Below are 16,094 nucleotides of genomic sequence, written 5' to 3'. Positions count from 1 at the left end.
TACCGGCGCGGCCATGCCGCACCGGTCGTCAGGAACGGAGAATTACTGGGGCTGGGCGGGAGCGTCGCCTTCGGCGGCCGGATCGGCGTCGACGTCGGCGTCGTCCGCTTCCGGCTCATCGCCCTCGCCGCCGTCGGCCGGCTTCGGATTGTTTTTCGCTTCCAGCTTGCGCCTGGCTTTTTCCTCGGCTTTCTTCTTCTTTTCCAGCTCTTTTTGCCGTTTTTCGTATTGGAAATTTGTCTTGGCCATTTACTACCTCTTTAGTTTTTAGATGTTACAGATAAGCATATAAGCCACATTATGACGTAGTTGGACCAAACACCAAATGTTTAGCCTCGCGGATGATGCTGCGCATGCAGCAGTTTCAGCCGTTCGCGGGCCACATGCGTGTAAATCTGCGTGGTGGAAATATCGGAGTGTCCCAGTAACAATTGCACAACACGCAAGTCCGCGCCATGGTTCAGCAAATGGGTGGCGAACGCGTGGCGCAGGGTGTGCGGCGACAGCGGCGCCGTGATGCCGGCGCTCAGCGCGTGTTTCTTGATGATGACCCAGAACATTTGCCGCGTCATGGCGCCGCCGCGCCGCGTGACGAACAGCGCATCGTCCATCTGGCCGTCGAGAATCACGCCGCGCGCTTCCTTCAGGTAGCGTTCGATCCACAGCCGCGCCTGTTCACCGAACGGCACCAGCCGCGTCTTGCTGCCCTTGCCCGTGATGCGCAGCACGCCATCGTTCAGGCTCAGCTCCACGGATTGCAAGTCCACCAGTTCCGACACGCGCAAGCCGCTCGCATACATGAGTTCCAGCATGGTGCGCTCGCGCAGGCCCAGCGGCGTGCTGACGTCGGGCGCCGCCAGCAGCGCTTCCACCTGCGCTTCGCTCAAGGTATGCACGAAGCGCGCCGGCTGCTTGGCCGACACCATCTTCAGGCACGGGTCGGCCGCGATATGCTTGTGCCGCAGGGCCAACTGGTAAAAACGCTTGAGCACTGACAGGCGCCGGTTCGACGACGTGGCCTTGCTCTCGTCGTGGCGGGCGGCGAAATACGCCTCGATATCGGCCGTGGACACGTCGTACAGGCCCTCGCGCCCGGGCCGCGCCACTTCCAGCCAGCGCGAAAACAGCCGCATGTCGCGCCGGTAGGCGTCCAGCGAGTTTTTCGACAGGCCGTCTTCCAGCCACAGGCTGTCGCAGAATTCATCGATCAGGGTAGTGTTGTCGGGCGCCAGCAGGCTGTTCATCATCGTGTTGACCACCCCATGCCCGCCACGCCTTCATGCGCCAGCAGCCAGCGCTTCACGCCCAGGTGGAAGCCCGTCGCATCGTCATGGTGGGCAAAGCCGCCCAGGCCGCCAGCGGCCGTGACCCGGTGACAGGGTATGACCACGGGAAACCAGTTGGCGCCGCAGGCCTGCCCCACGGCGCGCGGCGCCGAGCCGATCAGGCGCGCCACGTCGCCATAGGTGCGCACCTGGCCGCGCGGGATGCCGGCGATCGCCGCCCATACCCGTTGCTGATAGGCGCTGCCCGAGCATGCCAGCGGCAAGTCGAAGACATGATCGGGATCGATAAAATAGCGCGCCAGTTGCTGGCACGCCCGCTCGGAGACTACATCCTGCGCATCTTTTTCCGCAAAGTGCGGCGGCAGATACACCAGCTCGCATACCTGGCCATCCTGCGTGCGCACGCCCATGGCGCCGAACGGCGCGGCCACGATGGCGCTGAACAGTTCACTGCCCTGTTGTTTTTTCATCTGCTGATCATTATTCAAGTGTGGCATATATGCAACCTGCCGGCGCCGGAAACAGCGCCACGGGAATTATGCACCGACTTTGGGCGTGCCGGCGGACGTTTCCCGGGGACGAAAAAAAAGCGCACCAGTCGGTGCGCTTCAAATATTGCTTCACGTTCCCGGTCGTTTGGGTCCGCCGGTGCCGGCTTGTGGCCGCAGACAGCTATGACTCAACAACTTCTGTGAAACGTGTGTCTCCTCAATATATCCCCGGTATCAATACCGTTTTTATAGACCACTCCCCCACTAACCTTGTTGCCAATTCTGTATTTCAGCCTTGCTACCTGGGCGTATATGCATATACGTGTTTCCCCTTAAGGCTGCCCATCATAGCGCATTTATTCGGCCGGATCGACTTTTTTTGCACCATGACGGGGACAACTGTTTTAGTTGTAAATTAAATTTGGCAGCCACAGCGAGATTTGTGGTACGTAGGTAATCAGCGCCAGGAAGCCCAGCATCGTCAGCAGCCACGGCATCACGGCCACGGTCAGCTCCGAAATGCCCATCTTGGTAATGCCGGACGCCACGTACAGGTTCAAGCCCACGGGTGGATGGCACATGCCCACTTCCATATTGACCACGATCAAGATGCCGAAGTGCACAGGGTCGATGCCCAGCTTCATGGCTACGGGGAACAAAATCGGCGCCATGATCAGCACGATGGATGACGGTTCCATGACGTTACCAGCCAATAACAGCAGTACGTTGACCACCAGCAAGAAGCTGATCACGCCCAGGCCCTTGCCCGTGATCCATTCGGCCATCGCTTGCGGGATGTTTTCACTGGTCATCAGGAACGAGAACAGCACGGCATTGGTGATGATGTACAACAGCATCGCCGACATGGCGGCCGAATCGAGCAAGACCTTGCCCACTTGCTTGATCTTCAAGTCCTTGTAGACGAAGACGGCGATGATGAAGGCGTACACGGCTGCCATGGCGGCCGCTTCCGTCGGCGTGAAGGCGCCCGAGTAGATGCCGCCCATGACGATGACGATCAGCAGCAGGCCCCAGGCGCTCTTCTTGAAGGTGACGAAGCGTTCCGTCCAGCTGGCCTTCTTCATGCGCGGATAATTGTGCTTGCGCGCCAAAAACCACGTGGTCAGGCCCAGCAGCATGGCCAGCATCATGCCGGGAATCACGCCCGCCATGAACAGTTTACCGACGGAGGTATTCGTGCTGACGGAATACATCACCATCACGATCGATGGCGGTATCAGGATGCCCAGCGCGCCCGAGGTGGTGATGACGCCAGCGCCGAAACCGCGCGGATAGCCCTGCTTGACCATGGCCGGCAGGATAATGGAGCCGATCGCCACCACGGTGGCGGGGCTGGAGCCGGAGACGGCCGCAAACAGCGCGCACGCCATCACGCCGGCCAGCGCCAGGCCGCCATGCCAGTGGCCCACCATGGAACTGGCGAAGTTGATCATGCGCCGCGCCACTCCGCCATGCGTGAGGAAGTTGCCCGCCAAAATGAAGAACGGGATGGCCATGATCTCGAACTTCTCGATGCCCGTGAAAATCTTCAGGGCCACCGATTCGATGGGTACGCTGGTCATGGTAAACAGGAACGTCAGTACCGTCAGGCCCAGCGAAATGGAAATCGGCATGCCGGTCAGCATCAGCGCCAGCAGCAACACAAAAATGATCAGCGCGTTCATGCCTTGGCTCCTTTTTCTTCAGCCGTCAGTTCGTCTTCCAGGCCCTCGACGTGCGAATGGTCGTGTTTCGGCAAGGCGCCCGTCTTGATGAAATGCACCATCACTTGCAGGAAGCGGAAGCACATCAGGTAGGAACCGAGCGGCACGGCCAGGTAGACCAGCCACATCGGCACTTCCATGTCGGCCGAGGTCTGGTCCGTGTGGCCGATCGACCACACGAAGCTGGCGCCCAGGGTCCCCACGACACCCGTAAACAGGGCGCCGGCCCCCAGGCCGAAGACGATGAAACGGTCGCGCCAGCGCGGGTTCATGCGGTTGATCAAGACATCGACGCCCACGTGGATGCCCGTGCGCACGCCATACGCGGCACCGAACTTGGCCATCCAGACGAACATGTAGATGCACAGTTCCTGGGCCCAGCTGGTATTGATTTGAATCAGGAAGTCTTGCACGACTGGTATCGGCAAGCCTGCCAGGTAGCGGTGCACGACCGCGACGAAGATGATGAAGGTGGCCGCGCCCATCAGGGTCGCGATCAGCCACTCTTCCAGGTGATCCAGAAATTTCATGGTGGACTTTCAAAGAATGCGGGTACGCTGACACCCGCGCAGGACGCGCAGGTGCCGTTGCTGCAGAAAGACAGGGATGCCCCTGAAAGCCGCACCGGGTGGCGCGGCCAGCGCTATTACTTCGCGCTTTCCTTGTTGATGGCCGAGATCAGGTCCTTGCCGATGCGCGCTTCCATGGTCTTTTGCACGGGCGCCAGCGCCTTGCGCCACTCGGCCTGTTCCTGCACCGTCAAGGTGTAGATCTGCGTCTTGCCCGCCTTCTTGATGGCGTCGAGGGCCTGGTCGTTGTCGCGCTGGGCGATGGCTTTTTCAAACGTGGTGGCCTCGCGCATGGCTTTTTCCAGCTGGGCGCGGATATCGGGCGGCAAGCCATCCCAGAATTTCTTGTTGACGATAACGGCATAGCCCAGGTAGCCGTGGTTCGACACGGTCACGTGCTTTTGCACTTCATGCATCTTTTGCGTGTACATATTCGACGGCGGATTTTCCGTGCCGTCGACCACGCCCGTCTGCAGCGCCTGATACACTTCCGAGAAGGCCAGCACCTGCGGATTGGCGCCCAGCGCGCGCATCTGCGCGTCGAGCACCTTGGACGACTGGATGCGCATTTTCAGGCCCTTGAAGTCGGCCGGGCTGTGCAGCGGCTTGTTGGCCGACATCACCTTGAAGCCATTGTCCCAGTAGGCCAGGCCCGTGATACCCTTGGGTTCCAGTTTTTTCAGCAGGCTCTTGCCGATTTCGCCTTCGGTAACGTTGTACAGCGCCGTCTTGGTGGGGAAAATGTAGGGCAGGTCGAACGCTTCGAACTCCTTCACGCCCAGCGGGCCGAACTTGGCCAGCGAGGGCGCCAGCATCTGTACGGCGCCCAGCTGCAGGGCTTCGAGTTCTTCCTTGTCCTTGTACAGCTGGCTGTTCGGGTACAGTTCGACCTTGACCTTGCCATTCGTGGCTTTCTCGGCCAGCTGCTTGAAGCGCTCGGCGGCCTGGCCTTTCGGCGTGTCCGTCGCCACGACATGGCTGAACTTGATGACGATGGGGGCTTGCGCGTAAGCGTGCGCGCCGGCGGTTGCGCCGATGGCCGCGCACAGCGCGACGAACATGGTTTTCATCTGCATTTTTGTCTCCTGGATGGTTTTTAGAAAAACTTTATTATTTGTCTACTTGGATATTGTGCCAAAGAAACTGCTTCGGCTATTGTGGTTAACCACAATAGCCGGCTCCCGATAAGCCGCTACCCTGCCAGCCATGCCGACTCCCCCCACCCTTGCACGCCGCTTCAAGCTATCGAGCCCGATGCGCTGGCTGCTGCCCGTCATATTGCTGCTGCTGTTCCTGTCCATCCTGTTCTGGCTGCCCTGGCAGGCGCGCCAGATGGAAAGCAACGAGCGCCAGGAGCAATTGATCGCCGACACCCTGTGGGTGGAGCAGACCATCCGCTTCCAGCTGGCGCGCAACGAGGAAAGCCTGTTCAACCTGGGTGTCGATATCGCCAGCGCCTCTCTGGGCGCGGAAAAAGTGCACGAACGGCTGCAGCAGATGCTGCGCAATGGCCGCGAACTGCAGCGCGTGCTGTGGCTCGACACCAGCGGCAAGGTGCTGGCCACCAGCGACAACAGCCTGCCGCATGCCTTGTCGTTTTCACCGGCCTCGCTGACGGCGGCCGACAATGCGCGCCGCCTGCACCGGGGCCAGTACGCCCAGCCTTCGCAGCAGAGTGGCTTTCCCGACGCGCCGCCGGGCGCCATGCTGATGGATTACCACCAGCCCCTGTTCGATGGCCAGCGCTATGTCGGCAGCCTGGTGGCCACCTACCAGATCAGCAGCCTGCTCGATGAAATGGTGCCGTGGTGGTTTGCGCAGGATAACCAGATTTCGCTGATCGACCGCGACGACAAGGTGCTGGCGCGGCGCGCCGCCGCCGGTCCCGGCCACGGCGTGTACACGCACAAGCGCGCGCTCGACGTGCCCGGCGCCACCATCACCCTGTTTACCGACAGCGTGAAAAGCCAGCCCAAGCTGCTGCCCAATCTGCTGGTCGGCTCCGTCATCGCCCTGTCGCTGGGTTTATTATGGAGCCTGCTGGCCCTGTGGCGGCATATTTCGCGCCGCCTGGTGGCCGAGGGCGCGCTGCGCCAGCAGATGCTGTTTCGCACGGCGATGGAAAACTCGCTGGTGACAGGCATGCGCGCACGCGACCTCGAAGGAAGAGTCACATATGTGAATCCCGCGTTTTGCCAGATCGTCGGCTATCCGCCCGAGGAAATCCTGGGGCGCCTGCCGCCCATGCCCTACTGGGTGCCCGAGGCGCTGGAGGAATACCAGCAGCGCTTCGTCAAGGCCCTGGCCGGCAACCCCACGCCGCAGTTCGAAACCTATTTCCAGCGCCCCGACGGCACGCGCGTGGCCGTGCTGATCTTCGAAGCGCCGCTGGTGGACAAGAACGGCCAGCAGACGGGCTGGATGGGTTCCGTGCTCGATATCTCGGACCGCAAGCGGGTCGAGGAACTGAATCGCCAGCAGCAGGAAAAACTGCAAACGAGTTCGCGCCTGGCCACCATGGGCGAGCTGGCGTCGATGCTGGCACACGAATTAAATCAGCCGCTGGCGGCCATTTCCAGCTACACCACGGGGGCGCTGAACCTGATCCGCCGCGCCATCGAGCATGACGCCCCCGTCGATCCGGGCACCTTGAAACCGGCGCTGGAGCAAGCCAGCGCGCAGGCGCAGCGGGCCGGCCAGATCATCCGCAGCGTGCACGATTTCGTGCGCAAGAGCGAGCCGCAGCGCCAGGATATCGCCATCCGCACCCTGATCGACGGCATCCGCGCGCTGATCGACCTGCAGGCGCGCAAATACTATGTCACCATCCAGGAAGAGCTGCCGCCGGACTTGCCGCTGCTGCGCGCCGATCCCGTGATGATCGAGCAGGTGCTGCTGAACCTGACGCGCAACGCCATCGAAGCCATGCAGGATGCGGCGCCGGGACGGCGTATCATGCGCCTGCGGGCCAGCCACGACGCGCAGCAGGGCATGGTGACGGTGGACGTGATCGACCATGGACATGGCATTCCCCAGGACGTGGCCGAGCGGCTGTTTTCGCCGTTTTTCTCGACCAAGTCCGAAGGCATGGGCATGGGCTTGAACATCTGCCGCACCGCCATCGAATTTCATGGCGGCGCGCTGACCTTCGGCGCCAACCCCGCTGGCGGTACCATCTTTACATTCAGCGTGCCGGCCGCGCCGCGCGCGCCGCACTCGCCTTAACTAATAACGCATAACGACAAGCCGGAGACCACATGCTACACATCATTGACGACGAAGAGGTCGTGCGCGACTCCCTGTCCTGGCTGGCCGCCTCGCGCAGCATCGAGGCGCGCAACTATGCCAGCGCCCAGCAATTCCTCGATAGCCTGGACGGCAGCTTCGACGCCGCCGGCGACTGCGTGCTGCTCGACGTGCGCATGCCCGACATGAACGGCATCGCCCTGTTCGACCAGCTGGTCAAGCGCGACCTGACGGCGCGCCTGCCCGTGATTTTCCTCACCGGCCACGGCGACGTGCCGATGGCCGTCGACAGCCTGAAACGGGGCGCCTTCGATTTCTTTGAAAAGCCGTTCAACGACAACGACCTGATGGACCGCGTGCAGCAGGGCCTGGCCAACTCGCGCCAGGCGGGCGAACTGGCCGCCGTGCATGCGCGCCTGGCCACCCTGTCGACGCGCGAACGCGAAGTGCTGGACCTGATTTTGGCGGGCAAGATGAACAAGGTGGTGGCCGACAAGCTGGGCATCAGCATGCGCACCGTGGAAGTCCACCGCGCGCATATCTTCGACAAGATGCAGGTCAAGACGGCGGTGGAGCTGGCGGGGTTGTTGAAGTAATGCAGCAATGTTGGATTACGCGGCGCTGGCGCGCCGCTAATCCGACCTACATTGCAATGTAGGTCGGGTAGGTCGGGTTAGCGCGCAGCGCGTAACCCGACACCACCGCCATCACGCATCATGGTGCTCGTGATGCTCCGCCGCCCCATGCTTCCAGTAACTGGCCACATGCAGGTGCTGCTTCGGCACGCCGGCATCGATGAAATGCCCGCGCAAGCCCTGCACCTGCGCATGCTCGCACGCCACCCACACATAGCCGTCGCCATCCTGCGGCAAGGCGACCTTCGCCAATTCTTCCAGCAGCAGCGGCCCCTTGCGGCCATGGCGCGCGACCCAGCGCACGTCCAGCTGCGCGGCGCACTCCAACGCGATCTGTTCGCCGTCTTCGACGATCTCGATCACGGCAATCGCCCGCGCCGTGGCCGGCAACTGCTCCAGGCGGCGGGCGATGGCCGGCAAGGCCGTCTGGTCGCCCACCAGCACATACCAGTCGAAATCGAGCGGCACCAGCATGGAGCCGCGCGGTCCGCCCACGCCCAGGGTCTGGCCGGGCGCCGCTTGCGCCGCCCAGCTGGCCGCGGGGCCGTCGCCATGCAGCACGAAGTCGATTTCCAGCTCCCGCCGCGCGGCGTCATAGCGGCGCGGCGTGTAATTGCGGGCGATGGGACGCGCGCCTTCCGTGTACTGGATGGGATTCGGGCCATTGCCCAGCACGGGAAACACGGGCGCTGTCTCGCCCGGGGCGGGGAAGAACAGCTTGACGTGATCGTCGTGCGCCGGCGAGACAAAGCCATCCAGGTCGTCGCCCGCCAGGGTGATGCGGCGCATGTGCGGCGTCAGCTGCTCCGTGCGCACGACGGTGAGTACGCGCAGTTTCAAGTCATGCCGCACGCGCTCGATGGCATGCGGACGTGGTGCTGTAGGTGATGCAGTAGTCATTGCTTATCCTTGTAAAGTAGGCTCAGTGGCCGTCGACGATGGCATTCGCCGCCTGCTCCAGCACGGCGGAGACGCGCTCGGCTTCGGCGTCGCTCCAGCTGGTCTTGTTCAGCAACAGCGCATGCTTGAGGGTGTGCATGGCCTGGCGCACGCGCTCGGGCAAGGCGTTGCGCGCCTGGACGCGGGCAAACATGTCGAGGCGGGCCAGGATGCCATCCACCTGGGCGCGGTTCTCGTCGAGATACGCGCGCCCCAGGTCCGTGATCGTGTAGAGCTTCTTGCCGCTGGCGCTCTCGCTTGAGGTGACGTGATCCTGCTCTTCCAGCAGGGTCAGGGTCGGGTACACGGCGCCCGGGCTGGGGGCGTAGGCGCCGCCGCAACGCTCTTCGATGGCCTTGATGATTTCGTAGCCGTGGCGCGGGCTGATCTCGATCAGCGCCAACACGATCAGCGGCAGGTCGCCGCGGCCGAAGACACGCTCGGCCCGTTCGCCGCGCCCTCGCCCACCTGGGCCACCGGGGCCGCCATGGCCCATGCCGTCGCCGCGCTCGTCGAAACCGCGCGGGCCGCGGCCATGCATGGCGTATTCGCTGCGGTGCTCGTGGCGGTGTTCGCCATGGTGATGCTGCTGGCCGCAATGGCCGTGATGGCCGTGATGGCCGTGATGGCCGTGATGGCCGTGATGGCCGTGATGGCCGTGATGGCCGTGATGGCCGTGATGGCCGTGATGGCCGTGATGATGGTGATGGCCGTGATGGCCGTGATGGCCGTGTTCTGCGTGGTGTGAGTTTCTCATGTTTTCTCTTTAAAGATATATCGTTAGTAGGTATCGTCATTTTATAACGATATATCGATAAGTCAAGGAGAAATTTGTTATGCTCGTCTTTCCGCAATCGACACGCCCTTGCCATGCCTGAAAAACTGTCCCAGAAAAAATGTATGTGAAAAATGCCAAGGCCCTGGCCGTGCTCAATGACGGCGGCGAACATGGGGAATTGCTGGCGCAGTTGCCGCCAGAGCGGCTGGTGCGGGACGGTGAAAATGCCGACTGGATATTGCTGTTTGCGCGCAGCCGCGCGGAACTGGAGCTGTATCTGCCGGTGGCGCAGGCGCGCCTGGCGCCCGGCGGCGCGGTCTGGGTGGCATACCGCAAGGGTGGAATCAAAGCGGGCAGCGACATCCAGCGCGACGATATCCGCGACTTTGCGCAAAGCGTGGGGTTGGACAGCGTGGCGATGGTCGCCATCGATAGTCAGTGGTCGGCGCTGCGCCTGAAGCAGGTTTAAACGCAGGGATAAACGCAGAAATAAACGCAGGTCAGGCGATGCCGTGCAGCGCCAGCGCCCATTCGACGTGTTCGCGCACGATGGCCGACGGATGCTCCCGGCGCGACAGCAGGGCCGCGACGATGTCGGCCTGGCCCCGGGCCTTGGTCGCCGCGTTGCCCATGCCGACGGCCAGGTTGCGCAGCCAGCGTTCGTGGCCGATGCGGCGGATCGCGCTGCCTTCCATGCGGCGGTTGAATTCCTCTTCCGTCCAGGCGAACAGTTCCACCATGCCGGCGCTGCCCAGGCTGTGGCGCTCGTCGAAGTCCGGCACGACGGCGCGCTGGGCGAACTTGTTCCACGGGCAGACGGTCTGGCAATCGTCGCAGCCATACACCTTGTTGCCGATCAAGGGGCGCATCTCGACGGGAATGGCCCCCTTCAATTCGATCGTCAGGTAGGAGATGCAGCGGCGCGCGTCAAGCTTGTACGGCCCCAGGATGGCTTGCGTCGGGCACACCGTGATGCACGCCGAGCACTGGCCGCAGCGCGGGGTCTCCGGCGGGTCGACGGGCAGCGGCACGTCGATGAGGATCTCGCCGAGGAAAAAGAAGGAGCCGCCCTGGCGGTTGATCAGCAAGGTATGCTTGCCGCGCCAGCCCAGCCCGCCCTTTTGCGCCAGCTCGACCTCCATCACGGGTGCCGAATCGCTGAAGACGCGGTAGCCGAAGTCGCCGATCTCGCCCTTGATGCGCTCGGCCAGCTGCTGCAGGCGCGAACGCATAACCTTGTGATAGTCGCGGCCGCGCGCATACACGGAGATCACGGCCGCCGCGGGATCGGCATCGCGCGCCGCCTCGTGCTCACGCCAGTCGGGTCCCAGCGCCGACGGCAGATAATTCATGCGCGCGCTGATGGCGCGCACCGTGCCCGGCACCAATTCGGCCGGGCGCGCACGCTTCATGCCGTGGCTGGCCATGTAATCCATTTCGCCGTGATACCCTGCATCGAGCCAGGCTTGCAAGGGCGCTTCCATGTGCGACAGGTCCACGTCGGCGATACGCACCTCGGCAAAACCCAGCTCGCGCCCCCATTCTTTAATGGTGTGCGCCAAGGCGGCGAGATCGGTGACGGTGGCGGACATAGGGGACTTTACGGAAAACGGCAGGCGCGCGGGCGGTTACAATGACAGCAGCCTCCATTTTATGCGATACCGAAGATAATGACCGAACACTTCAAAGCCCACCTCCACGACGAAGCCGGCACCGCCGCGCTGGGCGCCGCGCTGGCGCGCGCACTGGCGCCGGGCCTGGCGATCTACCTGCACGGCGACCTGGGCGCCGGCAAGACGGCCCTCACGCGCGCCCTGCTGCACGCGGCCGGCCATGCGGGCCACGTGAAAAGCCCCACCTATACCTTGTCCGAACCGTACACGGTGCAGCTCGATGGCCAGAGCGTCAACGTCATCCATTTCGACCTGTACCGCATGGGCAGCGCCGAGGAATTCCTCGACGCGGGTTTTCGCGAAGACTTCGACGGCCGCAATATCTGCATCGTCGAATGGCCGGAGAAAGCCGAGCCGGTGCTGCCGCCGGCCGACCTGAATATTTATTTGAACGTTGCGGGTACAGGACGTGATGTAGAATTGCAAGCGTCTTCTGAATTGGGTCTGTCATGCCTTCACCGTCTCAAATTCGCCCCGAACCTTTGATCTCCTCGCCCATCACCCGGCGCACGGTGCTCAAGGCCGGCGGCACCCTGCTGCTGTCCGTGTTCGCGCCCATGTCGGCGATGGCGGCGCAAATTCTCGCCGTGCGCGTCTGGCCGGCCGAGGACTATACCCGCGTCACGCTGGAAAACGACAGCATCCTCAAGGCGACCCACTTCATCGTCAAGGACCCGGAACGCCTGGTGGTCGACATCGAAGGACTGGAACTCAATCCAACGCTCAAGGGCCTGGTGGCGAAGATCCAGTCGAACGACCCGTACATCAAGCAGGTGCGCGTGGGCCAGAACCGGCCCAACGTCGTGCGCCTGGTATTCGACCTGAAGGAAGAGGTCACGCCGCAGCTGTTTACGCTGCCGCCGGCCGGCTCCTACAACCACCGTTTGATTTTCGACCTGTATCCCGTGCACGAGCCGGACCTGATCGCGCAAATGATCGAAAAGGGCGACTGGTCGAGCGACCCTGCCAAGCCGCCAATGGCCGGCACGCATACGCCGCCGCCCGCGCTGCCCCTGCCCGAGAGCGGCAAGCCGCCCGTCGCCGCCGTCGTGCCACCGGTAGCGCCCATCGTGCCGCCCGTGCCCGATATCCGTCCGGAACAGCGTCCCGAAGCACGTCCCCTGCCGGGCCAGAAAGTGGTGCGCATGATTACCATCGCGCTCGATCCCGGCCACGGCGGCGAAGATCCTGGCGCCATGGGCAGCCGGGGCAGCCGCGAAAAAGACGTGGTGCTGGCCATCGCCAAGCGCCTCAAGACCAAGCTGGAACTGCAGCCCAACATGCGCGTCATGCTCACGCGCGACGCCGATTTCTTCGTCCCGCTGGGCATGCGCGTGGAAAAGGCGCGCAAGGTGCAGGCCGACCTGTTCGTCTCGATCCACGCCGACGCCTTCATCCAGCCGACGGCGCGCGGCTCGTCCGTCTTCGTGCTGTCCGAAAAAGGCGCCACCTCGACGGCCGCGCGCTGGCTGGCCAACAAGGAAAACCAGGCCGACCTGATCGGCGGCGTGAACGTAAAGAACCACGACAAGCAGCTGGCCAGCGTGCTGCTCGACCTGTCGACGACGGCGCAGATCAATGACAGCATGAAGCTGGGCAAGGCCGTGCTGCGCGAAATCGGCGGCATCAACCGTCTGCACAAGGGTTCCGTCGAGCAGGCCGGCTTCGCCGTGCTGAAAGCGCCGGATATTCCTTCCATCCTGATCGAGACGGCGTTCATCTCCAATCCGGAAGAAGAAGCCAAGCTGACCGACAACGGCTATCAGGACCAGATGGCCGACGCCATCGTCACGGGCATCAAGAATTATTTTGCCAAGAATCCGCCGCTGGCGAAAAGCCGCCTGACCTGACATGAAAGCCTAGCATGAGCGAGAGTATCTTTGGCGAGCTGCCGGCCGTGACTATCCGCGCCGCCGACGGCGCGCAAGCGACCGTCACCCTGTACGGCGGCCACCTGGTCTCGTGGCGGACCAGCGACGGCCAGGAGCGCCTGTTCTGCAGCCGGGATTCCGCGCTCGATGGCAGCCGCGCCATCCGTGGCGGCGTGCCCGTGATCTTTCCCCAGTTCGGCGCGCGCGGCACGGGCATGCGCCACGGCTTTGCGCGCGTGGCGACCTGGCAGCTGGAATCGAGCGGCGACGCCGATGGCGCCGCATGGGCGCAATTTGCCCTGACCCAGGCTGACTTGCCGGAAGCGATCGCCGCCACCTGGGCCTATGCCTTCACCTTGCGCCTGCGCGTGGCCGTCAAGGCGCAGACGCTGGAACTGAACCTGTCCGTGCATAACACGGGCGAGCAGGCGTTTCCATTCTCGGCGGCCCTGCACAGCTATTTTTCGATAGATCAATTGAGCGAGGCGCGCGTCGGCGGCTTGCAGCGCGTGCGCTATTCGGACGAAACGCCGCAAGATGCCTTGCAGGCGGAAGAGCTGCTGCAATTCGCGGACAAGCTGGACCGCATCTACTACCAGCTGCCGGGCGCCTTGAGCCTGCAGTCCGGCGGCCATACGCTGCGCCTGGAACAGCAGGGCTTTACGGACGCCGTCGTGTGGAACCCGGGCGCGCAAGACGCGGCCGCCCTGCCCGACCTGGCCGACGATGAATACCAGCGCTTCATCTGCATCGAGCCGGCCTTGATCCAGCCAGACCTGCTGGCTGCCGGCGCCGAATGGACGGGCCGCCAGCATCTCGCATTTACATAAGAGCGACTGAAAAAGTCCAGGGCTAGGCGCCTTGCCGAAGGCAGTACGCATGTACGACGAGGCAAGGCAACAACGCCATGGGCTTTTCTCAAGCGCTGTTAATTCGACTCCTTGATGATGCGGCCATTGGCAGGCTGGATCGGACGCGCATTCAAGGGATACAAGCGGCTGAACAGCGCCATCTGCGCCGGCGAAGCCTGCACCGGCTGCTTCATCACCAGCCACAGCACGCCTTCGCTGCAAGGCGGCTCCGTCATCGATCCCATGTACGTGTAGTACTCGCGCCGCGTGGGCAGCATCTCGGCCGGGTCGAGCAGGATGGTCGGCTGCATGGTCTCGAATTTTTCCAGCGGCAGGTTGTTCCACACGGTCTGGATGGTCGCCTGCGGCGCGCCCCGCTCCAGCAGCAGCGCCAGCACGGCTTGCCGGCCTTCCGCGTCACGGTGCACCAGGTGCACCACCATCTCGAATGCCTTGCCATTGATGCGCTCTTCGGACGGGCGGTGGAAATGGAATTGCTGCAGCTCGAACATGCGGTTCTGCACCGTGATGTAATTACCGCCGCTCACGCCCACCTGCACCGTGTGGCCATTGTCGACCACATTGAACGACGACGGATGGTAGTCAAAACTGATCTGCTCGAGTTCCACCTTCATGCCGTCGCGGATATCGATCGGCGACTGCCGGCTGCCATTGCCGCACTTGGCCCAGTCGACATTGATCTTGCTCCAGTGGGCCGGGCCGCTGTCGCCCTCGTACGACCAGTGCGTGCCGCGCGGCACGGGCGGTGGTGGCGGCGGCGCGGCCTTCACCACGGCGGCGCGCTTGGCGCGGGCGGCGGCGCGGGCCGCCTGGGTGGCGCGCATTTCCGCCAGGCGCGCAGCGATGCGTTCGGACAGGTCGACTTCGGCCGCTTCTTCCTTTTCGCGCGCCGTGGGTGCGACGACGACAGGCGCCTTGGCCTCCTTGCCCTTCACCGATTCGGTCAGGGTTTTCATGGCGGCCGCGCGCGCCGACGCCGACATGGGCGCGGATGCGGCGGCGCTCGCCGGGGCGGGGGCATCTTTGGCGCTTGCCATGGCCGTCATCGCGGCAAGGCTGCAAGCTAACAGGGCGCTCAAATGTCGCATGGAAATCCAGAAAGTGAGAATACCCTCTGGTTTACGGCTGGAAAGCAACAAAACTTGAATCAGCGCGGGAGTAAAACAAAAACAAGACAGAGAAAAACGGGATCCGGGGCCGGCTGCGGGCTGTGCCGCAGCGCGCTTGCCCCGGATCCATGCGGCATTACGCCGACTTGCCGACCATGCGCTTGTAGAGTTTCCACAAGCCGCCCAGTACCACCGGCACGACGGCGGCGCCGACACCGATCAGCACGATCAAGGTCAGGTGGTCGCGGATCCACGGGATATTGCCGAAGAAGTAACCCGCCGTCACCAGACCGACCACCCACAACAGGGCGCCCGTCACGTTGTACATCTGGAAGCGCGCATGCGTCATGTCGGAAATGCCAGCCACGAACGGCGCGAAGGTACGCACCACCGGCACGAAACGGGCCAGGATGATGGTCTTGCCGCCGTGCTTTTCAAAGAATTCGTGCGTGCGGCGCATGGCATCCTTGTTGATCCAGCGGTAATCGTGGGTAAACACCCTTTGCCCGATGGCCTCGCCTATCCAGTAATTGAGCGTGTTGCCCGTGATGGCCGCCGTGACAAGCAGGAAGATCAGCAAGCCCAGGTGCATCTGTCCCGTCGCGCAAAACGCGCCGGCGATAAACAGCAAGGTATCCCCAGGGAAGAAAAACAGCACCACGAGGCCTGTCTCGCAAAAAATAATGGCGAACAGCACCGCATACACGAGGGTACCGTACTGCTCGATCAAGAGACCCAGCGTCTTGTCGACATGCACGATCATGTCGAGGAATTGCACAAAATCCATATATTTTTCCCTAAAGGTAGCGGCGGAATCATACACCACCCGGCCAGCGCAACGGCAGTCCCCGGCCCGATATTTCAGGATTAATTATGCGGTGCCCGTGCGCGTGTGGCATTT

General features: G+C 63.0%; 18 protein-coding genes. 7 read left to right on the top strand and 11 right to left on the bottom strand.

The genetic code is table 11. From position 1 onward, the window contains the following. Positions 1 to 42: 42 nt before the first annotated feature. From BLT98_RS11975 to BLT98_RS11950, 6 genes are all read right to left on the bottom strand, one after another. Positions 43 to 249, bottom strand: a complete 207-nt coding sequence (locus BLT98_RS11975; RefSeq protein ID WP_070257461.1) for a hypothetical protein — start codon at positions 247 to 249, stop codon at positions 43 to 45. Between the two features lie 80 nt (positions 250 to 329). After that, positions 330 to 1,247: a site-specific tyrosine recombinase XerD gene (gene xerD / locus BLT98_RS11970; protein WP_230520630.1), complete on the bottom strand. Its 918-nt coding sequence runs from the start codon at positions 1,245 to 1,247 to the stop codon at positions 330 to 332. Then, entirely contained in the window at positions 1,244 to 1,756 is a 513-nt protein-coding gene (locus tag BLT98_RS11965) for a methylated-DNA--[protein]-cysteine S-methyltransferase (protein WP_092607952.1), read from the bottom strand. The genes xerD and BLT98_RS11965 overlap by 4 nt, the downstream gene beginning before the upstream one ends. A 425-nt stretch (positions 1,757 to 2,181) precedes the next feature. Then, on the bottom strand, positions 2,182 to 3,462 hold the full coding sequence (locus tag BLT98_RS11960; RefSeq protein WP_092607949.1) for a TRAP transporter large permease: 1,281 nt from the start codon (positions 3,460 to 3,462) through the stop codon (positions 2,182 to 2,184). Continuing rightward, positions 3,459 to 4,031 carry a TRAP transporter small permease gene (locus BLT98_RS11955; RefSeq protein ID WP_034780017.1) on the bottom strand — a complete coding sequence of 191 codons (573 nt, stop codon included), beginning with the start codon at positions 4,029 to 4,031 and terminating at the stop codon, positions 3,459 to 3,461. Before BLT98_RS11955 ends, BLT98_RS11960 begins: the two co-directional genes overlap by 4 nt. A 116-nt stretch (positions 4,032 to 4,147) precedes the next feature. Continuing rightward, positions 4,148 to 5,146: a TRAP transporter substrate-binding protein gene (locus tag BLT98_RS11950; protein WP_034780022.1), complete on the bottom strand. Its 999-nt coding sequence runs from the start codon at positions 5,144 to 5,146 to the stop codon at positions 4,148 to 4,150. A 130-nt stretch (positions 5,147 to 5,276) separates the two neighbouring features. Between BLT98_RS11950 and BLT98_RS11945 the strand changes: the two genes are divergently transcribed. Both BLT98_RS11945 and BLT98_RS11940 read left to right on the top strand, forming a co-directional pair. Continuing rightward, positions 5,277 to 7,295, top strand: a complete 2,019-nt coding sequence (locus tag BLT98_RS11945; protein WP_244517468.1) for a sensor histidine kinase — start codon at positions 5,277 to 5,279, stop codon at positions 7,293 to 7,295. A gap of 32 nt (positions 7,296 to 7,327) precedes the next feature. Next, complete coding sequence (locus tag BLT98_RS11940; protein WP_034780029.1) at positions 7,328 to 7,912, top strand: response regulator transcription factor; 585 nt, start codon at positions 7,328 to 7,330, stop codon at positions 7,910 to 7,912. A gap of 111 nt (positions 7,913 to 8,023) precedes the next feature. On the opposite strand, the gene BLT98_RS11935 is transcribed toward BLT98_RS11940, so the two are convergent. Further along, positions 8,024 to 8,851, bottom strand: a complete 828-nt coding sequence (locus BLT98_RS11935; protein WP_092607943.1) for a siderophore-interacting protein — start codon at positions 8,849 to 8,851, stop codon at positions 8,024 to 8,026. Between the two features lie 22 nt (positions 8,852 to 8,873). Further along, positions 8,874 to 9,431 carry a PadR family transcriptional regulator gene (locus tag BLT98_RS11930; RefSeq protein ID WP_244517467.1) on the bottom strand — a complete coding sequence of 186 codons (558 nt, stop codon included), beginning with the start codon at positions 9,429 to 9,431 and terminating at the stop codon, positions 8,874 to 8,876. On the opposite strand from BLT98_RS11930, the gene BLT98_RS29500 reads away from it, so the two are divergent. Then, positions 9,426 to 9,638, top strand: coding sequence for a hypothetical protein (locus BLT98_RS29500; RefSeq protein ID WP_244517466.1), 213 nt, complete (start codon positions 9,426 to 9,428; stop codon positions 9,636 to 9,638). The genes BLT98_RS11930 and BLT98_RS29500 overlap by 6 nt on opposite strands. A 154-nt stretch (positions 9,639 to 9,792) precedes the next feature. Beyond that, positions 9,793 to 10,137, top strand: coding sequence for a DUF3052 family protein (locus BLT98_RS11925; RefSeq protein ID WP_170846366.1), 345 nt, complete (start codon positions 9,793 to 9,795; stop codon positions 10,135 to 10,137). Between the two features lie 31 nt (positions 10,138 to 10,168). Here the strand turns inward: BLT98_RS11925 and queG are convergent, their stop codons facing one another. Then, entirely contained in the window at positions 10,169 to 11,260 is a 1,092-nt protein-coding gene (gene queG / locus BLT98_RS11920) for a tRNA epoxyqueuosine(34) reductase QueG (RefSeq protein ID WP_092607934.1), read from the bottom strand. A 78-nt stretch (positions 11,261 to 11,338) separates the two neighbouring features. Between queG and tsaE the strand changes: the two genes are divergently transcribed. From tsaE to BLT98_RS11905, 3 genes are read left to right on the top strand one after another with little or no spacing between them, the layout of a single operon-like run. Then, positions 11,339 to 11,827 carry a tRNA (adenosine(37)-N6)-threonylcarbamoyltransferase complex ATPase subunit type 1 TsaE gene (tsaE, locus tag BLT98_RS11915; protein ID WP_034780043.1) on the top strand — a complete coding sequence of 163 codons (489 nt, stop codon included), beginning with the start codon at positions 11,339 to 11,341 and terminating at the stop codon, positions 11,825 to 11,827. Next, positions 11,791 to 13,191 carry an N-acetylmuramoyl-L-alanine amidase gene (locus BLT98_RS11910; protein ID WP_070281515.1) on the top strand — a complete coding sequence of 467 codons (1,401 nt, stop codon included), beginning with the start codon at positions 11,791 to 11,793 and terminating at the stop codon, positions 13,189 to 13,191. The genes tsaE and BLT98_RS11910 overlap by 37 nt, the downstream gene beginning before the upstream one ends. 14 nt (positions 13,192 to 13,205) lie before the next feature. After that, positions 13,206 to 14,042 (top strand): D-hexose-6-phosphate mutarotase, encoded by an 837-nt coding sequence (locus BLT98_RS11905; RefSeq protein WP_092607931.1) that lies wholly within the window; start codon positions 13,206 to 13,208, stop codon positions 14,040 to 14,042. A 98-nt stretch (positions 14,043 to 14,140) separates the two neighbouring features. Here BLT98_RS11905 and BLT98_RS11900 read toward each other — a convergent pair whose 3' ends face one another. Further along, entirely contained in the window at positions 14,141 to 15,172 is a 1,032-nt protein-coding gene (locus BLT98_RS11900; RefSeq protein ID WP_170846365.1) for a carbonic anhydrase, read from the bottom strand. Positions 15,173 to 15,329: 157 nt separating this feature from the next. Next, positions 15,330 to 15,980, bottom strand: a complete 651-nt coding sequence (locus BLT98_RS11895; protein WP_034780059.1) for a VTT domain-containing protein — start codon at positions 15,978 to 15,980, stop codon at positions 15,330 to 15,332. Positions 15,981 to 16,094: the final 114 nt, after the last annotated feature.

The organism is Janthinobacterium sp. YR213 (genome assembly GCF_900099875.1).
Taxonomy (GTDB): Bacteria; Pseudomonadota; Gammaproteobacteria; order Burkholderiales; family Burkholderiaceae_D; genus Janthinobacterium; species Janthinobacterium lividum.
This window is presented reverse-complemented; position numbering and strand designations above follow the sequence as displayed.

Bases quoted from the DNA above. Each gene is read 5' to 3' on its own strand.
- BLT98_RS11950 (WP_034780022.1), bottom strand. From the start codon at position 5,146: ATGCAGATGAAAACCATGTTCGTCGCGCTGTGCGCGGCCATCGGCGCA.
- BLT98_RS11945 (WP_244517468.1), top strand. From the start codon at position 5,277: ATGCCGACTCCCCCCACCCTTGCACGCCGCTTCAAGCTATCGAGCCCG.
- BLT98_RS11960 (WP_092607949.1), bottom strand. From the start codon at position 3,462: ATGAACGCGCTGATCATTTTTGTGTTGCTGCTGGCGCTGATGCTGACC.
- BLT98_RS11905 (WP_092607931.1), top strand. From the start codon at position 13,206: ATGAGCGAGAGTATCTTTGGCGAGCTGCCGGCCGTGACTATCCGCGCC.
- tsaE (WP_034780043.1), top strand. From the start codon at position 11,339: ATGACCGAACACTTCAAAGCCCACCTCCACGACGAAGCCGGCACCGCC.
- BLT98_RS11935 (WP_092607943.1), bottom strand. From the start codon at position 8,851: ATGACTACTGCATCACCTACAGCACCACGTCCGCATGCCATCGAGCGC.
- queG (WP_092607934.1), bottom strand. From the start codon at position 11,260: ATGTCCGCCACCGTCACCGATCTCGCCGCCTTGGCGCACACCATTAAA.
- BLT98_RS11930 (WP_244517467.1), bottom strand. From the start codon at position 9,431: ATGCATGGCCGCGGCCCGCGCGGTTTCGACGAGCGCGGCGACGGCATG.
- BLT98_RS11940 (WP_034780029.1), top strand. From the start codon at position 7,328: ATGCTACACATCATTGACGACGAAGAGGTCGTGCGCGACTCCCTGTCC.
- BLT98_RS11900 (WP_170846365.1), bottom strand. From the start codon at position 15,172: ATGCGACATTTGAGCGCCCTGTTAGCTTGCAGCCTTGCCGCGATGACG.
- BLT98_RS11965 (WP_092607952.1), bottom strand. From the start codon at position 1,756: ATGAAAAAACAACAGGGCAGTGAACTGTTCAGCGCCATCGTGGCCGCG.
- xerD (WP_230520630.1), bottom strand. From the start codon at position 1,247: ATGATGAACAGCCTGCTGGCGCCCGACAACACTACCCTGATCGATGAA.
- BLT98_RS11895 (WP_034780059.1), bottom strand. From the start codon at position 15,980: ATGGATTTTGTGCAATTCCTCGACATGATCGTGCATGTCGACAAGACG.
- BLT98_RS11955 (WP_034780017.1), bottom strand. From the start codon at position 4,031: ATGAAATTTCTGGATCACCTGGAAGAGTGGCTGATCGCGACCCTGATG.
- BLT98_RS29500 (WP_244517466.1), top strand. From the start codon at position 9,426: ATGCATGGCGTATTCGCTGCGGTGCTCGTGGCGGTGTTCGCCATGGTG.
- BLT98_RS11910 (WP_070281515.1), top strand. From the start codon at position 11,791: ATGCCTTCACCGTCTCAAATTCGCCCCGAACCTTTGATCTCCTCGCCC.
- BLT98_RS11975 (WP_070257461.1), bottom strand. From the start codon at position 249: ATGGCCAAGACAAATTTCCAATACGAAAAACGGCAAAAAGAGCTGGAA.